This window comes from Pseudomonas emilianonis, from assembly GCF_023072625.1.
Taxonomy (GTDB): Bacteria; Pseudomonadota; Gammaproteobacteria; order Pseudomonadales; family Pseudomonadaceae; genus Aquipseudomonas; species Aquipseudomonas paraveronii.
This window is the reverse complement of the sequence record NZ_JAKNRV010000159.1, coordinates 1-11,575: the sequence shown is the minus strand read 5'-3', so window position 1 is coordinate 11,575 and position 11,575 is coordinate 1. Positions and strand designations below refer to the sequence as shown.

Annotated in this window: 12 protein-coding genes and 2 pseudogenes; 11 read left to right on the top strand and 3 right to left on the bottom strand. The window is 59.7% G+C overall.

Going from position 1 to position 11,575, the window contains the following annotated elements; all coding sequences use genetic code 11:
* On the top strand, positions 1 to 3,640 hold a 3,640-nt coding region (locus L9Z73_RS16685; RefSeq protein WP_247403048.1), incomplete at its 5' end, for an Hpt domain-containing protein.
* Positions 3,633 to 4,088, top strand: a complete 456-nt coding sequence (locus L9Z73_RS16680; protein WP_247403045.1) for a chemotaxis protein CheW — start codon at positions 3,633 to 3,635, stop codon at positions 4,086 to 4,088. The genes L9Z73_RS16685 and L9Z73_RS16680, both read left to right, overlap by 8 nt.
* 3 nt (positions 4,089 to 4,091) lie before the next feature.
* Here the strand turns inward: L9Z73_RS16680 and L9Z73_RS16675 are convergent, their stop codons facing one another.
* Both L9Z73_RS16675 and L9Z73_RS16670 read right to left on the bottom strand, forming a co-directional pair.
* Positions 4,092 to 4,721: a LysE/ArgO family amino acid transporter gene (locus tag L9Z73_RS16675; RefSeq protein ID WP_247403042.1), complete on the bottom strand. Its 630-nt coding sequence runs from the start codon at positions 4,719 to 4,721 to the stop codon at positions 4,092 to 4,094.
* 22 nt (positions 4,722 to 4,743) lie between these two features.
* Complete coding sequence (locus L9Z73_RS16670) at positions 4,744 to 5,550, bottom strand: 2OG-Fe(II) oxygenase (RefSeq protein ID WP_247403039.1); 807 nt, start codon at positions 5,548 to 5,550, stop codon at positions 4,744 to 4,746.
* A gap of 231 nt (positions 5,551 to 5,781) precedes the next feature.
* Here L9Z73_RS16670 and L9Z73_RS16665 point away from each other — a divergent pair, with 231 nt between their 5' ends.
* The 5 genes and pseudogenes from L9Z73_RS16665 to L9Z73_RS31545 all read left to right on the top strand — a co-directional run.
* Entirely contained in the window at positions 5,782 to 6,474 is a 693-nt protein-coding gene (locus L9Z73_RS16665) for an NBR1-Ig-like domain-containing protein (protein ID WP_247403036.1), read from the top strand.
* Between the two features lie 326 nt (positions 6,475 to 6,800).
* Positions 6,801 to 7,046 (top strand): DUF6124 family protein, encoded by a 246-nt coding sequence (locus L9Z73_RS16660; protein ID WP_247403032.1) that lies wholly within the window; start codon positions 6,801 to 6,803, stop codon positions 7,044 to 7,046.
* Positions 7,047 to 7,308: 262 nt separating this feature from the next.
* Positions 7,309 to 7,692 (top strand): polymorphic toxin type 44 domain-containing protein, encoded by a 384-nt coding sequence (locus L9Z73_RS16655; RefSeq protein ID WP_247403029.1) that lies wholly within the window; start codon positions 7,309 to 7,311, stop codon positions 7,690 to 7,692.
* Positions 7,670 to 8,089 carry a hypothetical protein gene (locus L9Z73_RS16650; RefSeq protein WP_247403055.1) on the top strand — a complete coding sequence of 140 codons (420 nt, stop codon included), beginning with the start codon at positions 7,670 to 7,672 and terminating at the stop codon, positions 8,087 to 8,089. Before L9Z73_RS16655 ends, L9Z73_RS16650 begins: the two co-directional genes overlap by 23 nt.
* 56 nt (positions 8,090 to 8,145) lie before the next feature.
* Positions 8,146 to 8,247, top strand: a pseudogene (locus L9Z73_RS31545) (DUF6124 family protein); the annotation flags it as partial.
* A 174-nt stretch (positions 8,248 to 8,421) separates the two neighbouring features.
* Here the strand turns inward: L9Z73_RS31545 and L9Z73_RS16645 are convergent.
* Positions 8,422 to 8,643 (bottom strand): hypothetical protein, encoded by a 222-nt coding sequence (locus tag L9Z73_RS16645; protein ID WP_247403026.1) that lies wholly within the window; start codon positions 8,641 to 8,643, stop codon positions 8,422 to 8,424.
* 103 nt (positions 8,644 to 8,746) lie between these two features.
* Here L9Z73_RS16645 and L9Z73_RS16640 point away from each other — a divergent pair, with 103 nt between their 5' ends.
* The 4 genes and pseudogenes from L9Z73_RS16640 to L9Z73_RS16625 all read left to right on the top strand — a co-directional run.
* Positions 8,747 to 9,187, top strand: a complete 441-nt coding sequence (locus tag L9Z73_RS16640; protein ID WP_247403023.1) for a group II truncated hemoglobin — start codon at positions 8,747 to 8,749, stop codon at positions 9,185 to 9,187.
* A 43-nt stretch (positions 9,188 to 9,230) separates the two neighbouring features.
* Positions 9,231 to 9,611: a rhodanese-like domain-containing protein gene (locus L9Z73_RS16635; protein WP_247403051.1), complete on the top strand. Its 381-nt coding sequence runs from the start codon at positions 9,231 to 9,233 to the stop codon at positions 9,609 to 9,611.
* A 164-nt stretch (positions 9,612 to 9,775) separates the two neighbouring features.
* The gene (gene mdcA / locus L9Z73_RS16630; RefSeq protein ID WP_247403019.1) at positions 9,776 to 11,446 is read left to right on the top strand and encodes a malonate decarboxylase subunit alpha; all 1,671 of its coding nucleotides are present in this window, start codon (positions 9,776 to 9,778) and stop codon (positions 11,444 to 11,446) included.
* Positions 11,434 to 11,575: pseudogene (locus L9Z73_RS16625) on the top strand (twitching motility protein PilT); the annotation flags it as partial. The gene mdcA and the pseudogene L9Z73_RS16625, both read left to right, overlap by 13 nt.

Genomic DNA, 11,575 nt, shown 5'->3' with positions numbered 1-11,575 from the left:
GGCCGCGCGCGCCCACGCCTTGGCCAGCGGTACCGCCGTGCCGGCTGCCGAACCCCATGACCCGATGCTGTTGGAGATCTTCCGCAACGAAGCCCAGAGCCACCTCGACAGCCTCAACCACTTCCTGCGCCAAGCCGCCGAGCATGTGCCGCTGCAAGTCAGCGATGAGCTGCAACGCGCCTTGCACACCCTCAAAGGCAGCGCCTATATGGCCGGTGTGCTGCCGATCGCCGAACTGGCGCGCCCGCTCGATCACCTGACCCGCGAGTACAAGGCCCACCGCCTGCCGCTGGACCTGGATGAAGTAGAACTGCTGCTGGAGGCCGAGGATCTGTTCCAACGTGGCTTGCGCCAGTTGAACGGCGACCCGCTGGTACCGATCAAAGGTGCCGCCGACCTGATCGACCGCACCCAAAGCCTGCTCGATCATCAGTTTCAAGCCCAGCTCGACGCGCCGAGCACCGGCCTGCGGATCAAGCGTGATCCGCACCTGATCACCAACTTCCTGGCCCAGGGCATGGACATTCTGCTCGACGCCGAAAGCCTGCTGCGCCGCTGGCAACAACACCCTGGCGAACGCCAGGAGCTGACCGCGTTGCTGGATGAATTGACCACGCTAGGGCAGGGCGCGCACCTCGCCGACCTGCACGCCATCGACGAACTCTGCGAAGCCTTGCTTGACCTGTACGGCGCCGTGGAAGAAAGCAGCCTGGCGGTCAGCGAGCGGTTTTTCCAAGAGGCCGAACAGGCCCACGAAGCGCTGATCAACATGCTCGACCAACTGGCTGCCGGCCAGGAAATCAGCCCGGCCCCGGCGCGCATGCAAGCCTTGCGCGAGCTGCTGGATGGCGCTCTTGATCCGTCCGCCACCGGCCTGATCAAAAGCGACGGCAGCCGTGCGCTGAGCATCTCCGAACTGGGCGCCGCGACGGCCCGGCTGGATCGGCACGCGGTGGTGGATGATGAGATCGTCGAGATCTTCCTCGAAGAAGCCGTGGATATCCTCGACAGCGCCGGGCAGTCCCTCAAACGCTGGCTGCTGGAACCCGAGGGCGTGGCGCCGTTAACCTCGTTGCAGCGCGACATGCACACCCTCAAGGGCGGCGCGCGCATGGCCGAGATCGGGCCTGTTGGCGACCTGGCCTACGAGCTGGAAGGCCTTTACGAAGGCCTGGTGGACCGTCGCTACAGCTATTCCCATGAGCTGTCCCAGGTGCTGATGGCCAGTCATGAGCACTTGGCGTTGCAGTTGGACCAACTGCAACAGCATCAGCCGTTGAGCGACTCTAGCGAATTGATCGCCAGCGTCCGGGGATTGCGCCACAGCAGCCCGCCCGCGGCGCAGGCCGCTGCTGCGCAGACCTTGGGCATCGACCCGGAATTGCTGGATATCTTCCTCGAAGAAGCCGCCGACATTCTCGACAGTTCGGGGGCGGCGTTGCTGCGCTGGCAGGCAGAGCCCAACAACCGCCAGGAAGTCGAAACCCTGCTGCGCGACCTGCACACCCTCAAGGGCGGTGCGCGCATGGTCGAGATCGGCCCGATCGGCGATCTGGCCCATGAGCTGGAGTTTCTCTACGAAGGCTTGTCCTCCGGTTTGCTCGTGGCGTCCCCCGAGTTGTTCGCCTTGCTGCAAGGCTGTCACGACCGCCTGGCGCAGATGATCGACGCGGTGGCGGCGGGCTTGCCGGTGGGCTCGGTGGACAAACTCATCGAGCGCATCAAAAGCCTGGTCCACCCGAGCAAAGAGCCGGTGGTGCCGGTGGCATTAGTGACGGGCAAGGCCGAAACAGCCAGCGACCCGACCGCCGACATGGTGAAAATCTCCGCCGACCTGCTGGACGATCTGGTTAACCTGGCCGGCGAAACCTCGATCTTCCGTGGCCGAATCGAACAGCAGGTCAACGACGCGCAGGTTGCCCTCAACGAGATGGAAACCACCCTCGAGCGCATGCGCGACCAACTGCGCCGGCTCGACACCGAAACCCAGGGCCGCCTCATCAGCCGTCAGCAGGCCGAAGCCGAGCGCCTGGACTACGAAGAATTCGACCCGCTGGAAATGGACCGCCATTCACAGTTGCAGCAACTGTCCCGCGCACTGTTCGAGTCCGCCTCCGACGTGCTCGACCTCAAGGAAACCCTTGAGCGCCGCAACCAGGATGCGCACGACCTGTTGCAGCAACAGGCGCGCATCAACACCGAATTGCAGGAAGGCCTGATGCGCACGCGCATGGTGCCCTTTGAACGCATGCTGCCGCGCCTCAAGCGCATCGTGCGCCAGGTCGCCCTGGAGTTGGGCAAGGACGTGGAATTCGTGGTCGGCAATGCCGAGGGCGAGATGGACCGCAACGTGCTGGAACGCATGGTCGCGCCGCTGGAACATATGCTGCGCAATGCCGTCGATCACGGCCTGGAATCCCGCGAGGCGCGGCTGCTGGCCGGCAAACCCGAGAAGGGCCGGGTCACCCTGGACCTGACCCACGAAGGCGGCGATATCGTCTTCGATCTGCGCGACGACGGCGCTGGCGTGCCCCTCGAGGCGGTGCGGCGCAAGGCGATCAAACGCGGTTTGCTCGCTCCGGATCAAGAGATCAGCGACCGCGACGTGTTGCAGTTCATCCTGCAGCCGGGGTTCTCCACGGCGGAAAAGATCACCCAGATTTCCGGGCGTGGCGTGGGTATGGACGTGGTGCATGAAGAAGTGCGCCAGCTGGGCGGCTCGATGTCGATCGATTCGACGCCGGGGGCGGGCGTGCATTTTCGTATTCGCCTGCCGTTCACCGTGTCGGTCAACCGCGCGCTGATGGTGCAGTGCGCGGACGATCAATACGCGATCCCGCTCAACACCATCGAAGGCCTGGTGCGCGTGCTGCCCCATGAGCTGGAAGGGCACTATCAACTGGACCCGCCGCGGTATGAATACGCCGGCCAGCGGTATGAGCTGTTTTACCTCGGCGACCTGCTGCACACCGTCGCCCGCCCGAAACTGCTGGGCCTGTACCAACCGTTGCCGGTGCTGCTGGTGCAGTACAACGAACGGCACGTGGCGGTGCAGGTGGACAGCATGGCGGGCACCCGGGAGATCGTGGTCAAGGGCTTGGGGCCGCAGTTTGCCGGGGTGAAGGGGCTCTCCGGGGCGACCATTCTCGGTGACGGCCGGGTGGTCTTGATCATCGATCTGCTCGCCCACATCCGCGCCCGGCAACCGGCGTTGCCGGCCCAGGTGGTGGACGTCCCGCTGCAGCTCAACGTCCCGCTGAAAAAGCGCCCGCTGCTGGTGCTGGTGGTGGACGACTCGGTCACCGTGCGCAAAGTCACCAGCCGCCTGCTCGAACGCAACGGCATGAACGTGCTCACCGCCAAGGACGGCATCGACGCCATGGCCGTGCTGGAAGAACACACCCCGGACCTGATGCTGCTGGACATCGAAATGCCGCGCATGGACGGTTTCGAAGTGGCCATCCGGGTGCGCAACGACCCACGGCTGATGCGCTTGCCGATCATCATGATCACCTCCCGCACCGGTCAGAAACACCGCGACCGCGCCATGGCCATCGGCGTCAACGACTACCTCGGCAAGCCGTATCAGGAGTCGGTGCTGCTGGAAAGCATCGCTTATTGGAGCCAGTCCCATGCTTGACCACCGCACCAGCCAACTCACCGGCCTGCTCCTGCCCCTGGCCGACCGCCACCTGGTGCTGCCCAACGTTGCCATCGCTGAACTGATCGACTTCCAGCGCGGCGAACCGGCCAGTGACGCACCGCCCTGGTATCTGCGGCAAGTGACCTGGCGGGACCGGCAATTGCCGCTGATCAGCTTCGAAGCAGCCTGCGGCGAAGCCAGCGTGACCGGCGAGCGTTCGCGCATCGTCGTGCTGAACGCCCTGGGCGGGCGGCCGTCATTGAAGTTCATTGCGATGGTGATCCAGGGGATTCCACGTTCATACAAGCTCGATAGCCAGTTGAGTTATGTGGATGTGCCGCTGTGCGCGTTGGAGCTGGCGGCGGTGCAGGTGGGGGAGCATGTGGCGAAGGTGCCGGATTTGATGGGGCTCGAAGCGCTGCTGGTCGAGGCTGGGCTGGCCTGACGATCAATGCAGCACCAGAAAATCAGCAATCAGCATTCCCGCCAGGTACACCATCAAAATTGCCACACCCGCGTCCAATAAACGCCAGACCTTTGCTGAACGAAACAGCCCCGTCAACCTTTGACATCCCAACGCCAAAACCACAAACCACACCAGCGACGCGGTCATCGCTCCGCTGGCAAAGGACGCTTGTTGGCTGACGGGCTTCGCCGCACCAATAGAGCCAATCAGCACCACGGTATCAAGCCAGGCATACGGGTTGGCAAATCCAAGTATCACCGCCGTGCGCAGCAATCCCTGTTGTGAGGTGAGGTTGTTTTGAGTATCTGGCATCGACTGGTTACGCAAGCAAGCCAATAACCGCTGCCAGCCAAACCACAACAGATAGGCCGCTCCCGATAGCAGCAGGAACGCCACCAGACCGGGCTGACTGCCGAGCAACGAACCCAACCCCATGACCCCAAGACCAATGAGAATGATATCGGCGAACACGCATACCGCCACCACCCCCCAGATAGGACCGCGACTGACACCCTGGCGAATCACCAGAGTGTCCTTTGGCCCAGGAGCGGCGAACAGTCCGATGCCCAATAGCAGACCTTCGAGATAAAGGGCGTTGAGGTCAGGAGTCATGAAGTGCTCGGTCGCCTGGGTATCAGGTCAATTGAAGGGGGTGATTACCGAAACCGGTGTGGCGCGCATTGACGGCGGCGTTCAAGTCGATCGGCTGGTGGCGGAAAAAGCCTGTCAGTTGCTGCTCCGCATCAGGGTTGACGAAGTAAATAAGGGAGCTGCGTGGCATTGGTGTTCGAGGCGTCAGAACTGCGTGGTATGCAGCGGGAATCGCATAGTCTGAGAGCTCCGTCAGTAACGATCCGGCCAAGATTGCAATCTCGTTCTCCAACAGGCGTACCGGCTCCAGCGAGCTGCCTCGAACCAGAACGAGGCCGTCACGAGTAGGCTTGATAAACGACAACATATGACCATCTTCGTGAGGGTCCTGAGCAAACTGGCGCTTATCAGACCCGGAATTAGCCCCATAGACGCACAGTTGCAGATAGGACGCTGCACGCAAAGAGGTCAACGAAGTGGCCCCAAACTCCGCGCAAACCCCGTCCATCAGTTCCTGTGCAAGCTCGCTGATCTGTCGTTCAAAAGCATCAACGGCAGCAAAAAAATCACTTCGTGTGAACTGAAAAGCCTTTCGTTTTGATGAATGCGCAGGCCAGGAACAAAATCGCTCACACAGATCTGGCTGATCCTGAATGCTCGAGTACTCGGCGCCAAAGGGGAAAAATCCGTCGGTGTCTTTTGCGAAGGAAAACGAGGCCTTTATGGCTGGCGATATTGCGGAGTATCCATCAACGATTTTTTTGTAATCCAGCAGCATCGCTTCTGATATTTGCAGGGTGCCAAAGCCTGTTCGAGCAATGGATTCACAGCACGCTTTGATGTGGGTCATGGATGTATCCAAAGGTAGATGTAAAGGAATGCAACAAACACTAGGTTCGCAAGCATGCGAGAAACTACGACACTGGATATGACCGATTAAAAGGGACCCATCCATGTCCTTCACAACATCGCCAGCAGGTGGCGATTGTGCAGGGTTCAAGACACGTGGCGGCGGACAGGTTGTCTTTTTTGGCGGACAAAGAAATGGCGTTCACCTAAAAGTGGGAACTGAAAACTCCGTATGAATATAAAAACGCGAGATACCCTCCAGTCACTGATTGCGCGGCGCGGCCGAGAGTTGGGCAAGCCCCTGACTACGTTGGCCAAGGAGGCGGGAATCTCCAGGACCTACCTGTACGGTCTGGCGGGCGGTGCGTCCAAGGACCCGTCGGTACGCACGCTGATCAAGCTGGCCAAGGCGTTGCAGGTTTCTCCTCTGTTGCTGTTTCGCTACTTTGCTGACCTGACAGGCGCGCCCGCAAATGCTTGCTCGATGGCGGCGACCAATCGAGCTGTCGGTATAAATGATCCGGAGGACGTTGCGGTGTTCAATGCCGATGTCACGACGCCTGATCAAACTGTCGTGATGCCAGGGGAGGTTTTTCAGAAAACCTGGGAGATTCAGAACCTGGGCACACGACCCTGGCGCGGGCGACGCCTGGTGCGTGTTGACGGGGAATATGTGATTGCCCGTCGCGCTGATGCACTGGGCCAGTTGGAGGTAGTGATGGACACTCACCTGCGTAGCCTGCACAGCGAACTTCCCATCGCCGATACTCTGCCGGGTCAGCCCGTGCATATCAGTGTGGAGTTTGCAGCACCTAGGGAAACCTGCACGCTGGCTTCAATCTGGAGAATTGAGGATGCGCAGGGAAAACCTTGTTATGGGCCTGCATTCATTTTGCATGTGTTGGTCAACGTCATGGCGCGTTGAGCGCTCGGTCGGATTTTTCCTGCAACTTCTCGCGCTGTGCATGAACTTGTTGTGCCCTATGATCGCGCCTAGTCTTCGTCCCGTCATCGCAAAAAACGGTGACACGGACGTGCAAGTCCGGTTACATGTCGGCGCACCAACGCCCATAGCCATTCAACGGGCGTTTTTTATGTCTGCTGTACTTGTTATGGCGGCTGTGCGTGGGAGGCCCCTTGGGGTCTGCCGGGGTCCGATATGCCCGGTCTTGCACACCTGCGCACGGCTGCCACCCTATTCGCGTGCAAGCGGAAGAGGGCAGTCTCCATCCCATATCGGAGCTGCACATCATGGTTAAACCTACCCCCAATCCACCCGCCAACCTCTTTACTGTAAACCCCAACGAAAACACCGAGTCACTGCTGGTCAACGCCAGCGAAACCCTGTCCTCTCTCAACGCCCTCACCTGCCATTTGGCCTTCGATCTAGACGCTTCCCAGCGCGCAATCATGCTCGGAATCCAGCAAATGGCGGCGTTGGGGCAGTTGCTGGTCGACAGAGCGCTGGAGCAAGTCAGCCCTTCTCCAGCATCGTGAAGCGTTCCCAAACAGCGACTGATCACTCCCTTTTGGGAACCACTATTTAAAAGACACCACCGAACAAATGTGGGAGGGGGCTTGCCCCCGATGACGGTGTGAAGTCTTAGTATCTTTAACTGAGCCACTGCCATCGGGAGCAAGCCTCTGTCGGAATGGGATGTTGTTTATGTAGGCAAGTTCTTTACTTGGATTGGGCAGGTTTTCTGGCCTGAGTGGGATGCTAATTTCAGCGCCCCTCACTGCCAACAAGGACCGGCACATGGCCGTACCGTTAATGCCGCCTGGTGTTTCACTTCTAGAAAATATGGCAATAGCCAAATGCAAGCGTGTTCATCTCCAGTCAGGCTCGGCGTTCGCCTACTCCTGGTTTTATTCTCAGGTCAGAGCTGCCGGGCCATGGAACTACAAGAAGCGAGGGCGCCAATACGAGGCTTTAGGTAACTTCAATTACGGTGCAACTGGTACGGTGTTGGGCATTCCTGAGCACGTGTTGCTGCGCGCCGCTGGTGTTGCTCAGACCATCGCAAAAACCACCCATCCGGATTTTGGATCATGGTGGGGAGGTGATCCTTTTGGTGATGACCCGCGAGATCAATATTGGATAAGGAGAGGTATTGAGTATGCGATTTCTCAAGGCCACTGAAGGCTTCATACCGATCCTGCGTAACTGTCTGTTAGTGGTCTGCCTGATTTATATCGCGGGCAGTTGGGTCATGTCGCCCGGGACACCGGATCTGGATGAGGTGGTGTTGAAACATTCCTTGGGCAACGGCACCTCCATCTACGGCGCGCGGGATGGGCAGGGTGGTGCGACGGTGGGCTTTTCCTACAGGTACTACGTTCATAAGGACCTGGGGAGTGATCAGGAAATACTCACAGGGTTGGTGTCGGCTCATCCATTTCTGAAAACCAAAGAACCCGATGTGCAAGTGAGTGAGCATGAGGGCGTGCTTCGATTGGATATTCAGGGGGGCGTGTATGAGTACAACAGCTATGCCCTCGAAGGTCTTGGAGCGGTCAAGGTAGTGATGGCGTTGTGATGGACCGGCCTTCGGATTCTTCCAGCAATATTTTGCGCCCTGCATGAACGTGTCGCTCGCAGCGCGCAATCATGCTCGGAATCCAGCAAATGGCGGCGTTGGGGCAGCTGCTGGTCGACGGAGCGCTGGAGCAAGTCAGCCCTTCTCCAGCATCTTGAAACTTTCCCAAACAGCGACTGATCACTCCCTTTTGGGAACCACTATTTAAAAGACACCACCGAACAAATGTGGGAGGGGGCTTGCCCCCGATGGCGGTGTGTCAGTCTCAGTATCTGTAACTGAGCCACTGCCATCGGGGGCAAGCCCCCTCCCACACAGGTTAGCGCTCGTCTTCATCGTTCAATGACCGGTTGCTCTGGATGCTCGGCCTGCCACAAGTCGTAGGCGCTCAGCCCGACCCCTGACTGCCAACCACTGCCGTCATCGCCGATTGGCAGAGCATGTAACTGCCAACGCATCTGCCATCTTCGTGCTCGAATATTTAAGTATTTGTTATCAATCAATAAAAAACACATTTCCGCTCTTGGCATGGCGCGTGCTAACTGCCTGGTCATGGCCCGTTCCGATAAGCGACGGCGGCGTCATCTGCCAATGGCAGTGCTGGGTGACGCATGCGCTTGCCGGCGGGATAAAGTTCCAACATTGAGTGCTGACGATATGACTGAACTATTGAGTACCGCGCATAAGAACACCACCAGTACTTATCTCCAGTTAGGGGGAGAGGCGGGTATCCATAAACTGGTCGACCGCTTTTACGAACTGATGGAGGTGTTGTCCGAGGCGCGAATAGTGCGTCAGATGCACCCACCGAGTCTCGCCGGCAGCGCCGACAGTCTATTCAAGTTCCTGAGTGGCTGGCTTGGCGGCCCGCCACTGTTTCAACAGGAACGTGGTCATCCACGTTTGCGCATGCGACATGCGCCTTTTGCAGTCAGTGTTGTCGAGCGCGACGAATGGATGCTGTGCATGCGTCAGGCAATCAATGAGCAGGTGGATGACGCAGCCCTGAATGCGAAGCTGCAACGTATGTTTTCCGAGATGGCCGACCACATGATTAATACCGATGGGCGCCGCGCAGGTGTTGCGGCGCCGCTTTGAACGTCGGGCAACTCTCCCAACTGGACGCTTCCCAAATACCATGATTAAAACTGCCCACGATCTTGTAGTAGATGCTAAAGCCCGTATCGAAGAAGTTGCCATCGAAGAGGTTGACCTGGCTATCCAGAATGCGGATGTACTGATTGATGTACGTGAAGCCGACGAGTATGCCGCAGGTCATATATCGGGCGCTGTGCATGCGTCGCGCGGCATGCTGGAATTTAAACTGACCAACGATACCGCGCTCAGTTCGCGAGACCTTAAAGTCGTGCTGTACTGCAAAACGGGTGGTCGCGCTGCGCTCGCGGCTGTATCGCTGCTTGATATGGGCTACCTGCACGTAACATCGATCACCGGAGGGTTCGACGCATGGGTGAGTGCGCAAAAGCCGATTGCGGTTCCGCATTTACCGCGCTTCGAGTAGCACTGTGGGCTGCTTTGGGGGGCATGTGGCTCCCCATTAGGCTTAACCCCGTGTTTGTTGTCGATTCATTACTCCAGCCGTAACGATCCGCCGCCCAGCTTGATTGATGCCCCCCTGAATCACTCCTAAGGTACAGCCCACGACAGCAAACCCGTGGAGCGACCATGACAACAATAATTACCCCCGACTCGCGCTGGACGCGGCGGCGCGATGAAAAGCAGCGGCGGCTCGGGCTGGTCAAGCAGTATGCGGATGGGGCCGTGCTGCCCAGCGACAAAATCGTCGAGGCCCTCGAAGCCCTGATCCTCCCCGGCGACCGCGTGGTGCTGGAAGGCAATAACCAGAAGCAGGCGGATTTCCTCTCGCGCTCCCTGGCCAAGGCCGACCCGGCCAAGCTCCACGATTTGCACATGATCATGCCCAGTGTCGGCCGGTCCGAGCACCTGGATCTGTTTGAGAAGGGCATCGCACGCAAGCTCGACTTCTCCTTCGCCGGCACCCAATCCCTGCGCATCAGCCAGTTGCTGGAAGACGGCTTGCTGGAAATCGGCGCGATCCACACCTACATCGAACTCTATGCCCGGCTGGTGGTGGATCTGATCCCCAATGTGGTGCTTTCGGCCGGTTTCATGGCCGACCGCGCCGGTAACATCTACACCGGCGCCAGTACCGAAGACACCCCGGCGTTGATCGAGCCCGCCGCGTTCAGCGACGGCATCGTCATCGTGCAGGTCAATCAGTTGGTGGACGACGTCACTGACTTGCCCCGCGTCGACATCCCGGCCAGTTGGGTGGATTTTGTGGTGGTGGCCGACAAGCCTTTCTACATCGAACCGCTGTTCACCCGCGACCCGCGCCACATCAAGCCGGTGCATGTGCTGATGGCGATGATGGCGATCCGTGGCATCTACGAAAAACACAACGTGCAGTCGCTCAACCACGGCATCGGTTTCAACACCGCCGCCATCGAATTGATCCTGCCCACCTACGGCGAATCCCTGGGCCTGAAGGGCAAGATCTGCCGCAACTGGACCCTCAACCCGCACCCCACGCTGATTCCCGCCATCGAAAGCGGCTGGGTCGAAAGCGTGCATTGCTTCGGCACCGAACTGGGCATGGAGAATTACATCGCCGCCCGCCCGGATGTGTTCTTCACCGGCCGCGACGGTTCCATGCGCTCCAACCGGATGTTCTGCCAACTCGCCGGCCAATACGCGGTGGACCTGTTTATCGGCGCCACCCTGCAAGTGGACGGCGACGGGCATTCCTCCACGGTCACCCGTGGCCGCCTTGCCGGTTTTGGCGGTGCGCCGAACATGGGCCACGACCCGCGCGGTCGCCGCCATGGCACCCCGGCCTGGCTCGATATGCGTCACGAGGATGCCCCCGAAGCACTCTTGGAACGCGGCAAAAAGCTCGTGGTGCAAATGGTCGAGACGTTCCAGGAGGGCGGCAAACCGACCTTCGTCAACACCCTCGACGCGGTGGAAGTGGCGCGCAAAAGCGGCATGCCCCTGGCGCCGATCATGATCTACGGTGACGACGTCACCCACCTGCTCACCGAAGAAGGCATCGCCTACCTGTACAAGGCGCGTTCCCTGGAAGAGCGCCAGGCGATGATCGCCGCCGTCGCCGGGGTGACCGCCATCGGCATGCGCCACAATCCCAAGGACACCGCACGCATGCGCCGCGAAGGCCTGATTGCCTTGCCCGAAGACCTCGGCATCCGCCGCACCGACGCCACCCGCGAGTTGTTGGCCGCCAAGAGCGTGGCCGATCTGGTGGAGTGGTCCGGTGGCTTGTACAACCCGCCCGCCAAGTTCAGGAGCTGGTAAATAAGATCGGCGGTGGACGTGTGGCGGCCCATGAAATCATGCTGAGCACGCCGGCCATTCGCAACCTGATCCGCGAAGACAAGGTGGCGCAGATGGTCTCGGCGATGCAGACCGGCGGGGCGTTAGGGA

Excerpts from the sequence above, each read along its gene's own strand:
- L9Z73_RS16680 (WP_247403045.1), top strand. The coding sequence starts at position 3,633 with ATGCTTGACCACCGCACCAGCCAACTCACCGGCCTGCTCCTGCCCCTG.
- L9Z73_RS16675 (WP_247403042.1), bottom strand. The coding sequence starts at position 4,721 with ATGACTCCTGACCTCAACGCCCTTTATCTCGAAGGTCTGCTATTGGGC.
- L9Z73_RS16670 (WP_247403039.1), bottom strand. The coding sequence starts at position 5,550 with ATGACCCACATCAAAGCGTGCTGTGAATCCATTGCTCGAACAGGCTTT.
- L9Z73_RS16665 (WP_247403036.1), top strand. The coding sequence starts at position 5,782 with ATGAATATAAAAACGCGAGATACCCTCCAGTCACTGATTGCGCGGCGC.
- L9Z73_RS16660 (WP_247403032.1), top strand. The coding sequence starts at position 6,801 with ATGGTTAAACCTACCCCCAATCCACCCGCCAACCTCTTTACTGTAAAC.
- L9Z73_RS16655 (WP_247403029.1), top strand. The coding sequence starts at position 7,309 with ATGGCCGTACCGTTAATGCCGCCTGGTGTTTCACTTCTAGAAAATATG.
- L9Z73_RS16650 (WP_247403055.1), top strand. The coding sequence starts at position 7,670 with ATGCGATTTCTCAAGGCCACTGAAGGCTTCATACCGATCCTGCGTAAC.
- L9Z73_RS16645 (WP_247403026.1), bottom strand. The coding sequence starts at position 8,643 with ATGACCAGGCAGTTAGCACGCGCCATGCCAAGAGCGGAAATGTGTTTT.
- L9Z73_RS16640 (WP_247403023.1), top strand. The coding sequence starts at position 8,747 with ATGACTGAACTATTGAGTACCGCGCATAAGAACACCACCAGTACTTAT.
- mdcA (WP_247403019.1), top strand. The coding sequence starts at position 9,776 with ATGACAACAATAATTACCCCCGACTCGCGCTGGACGCGGCGGCGCGAT.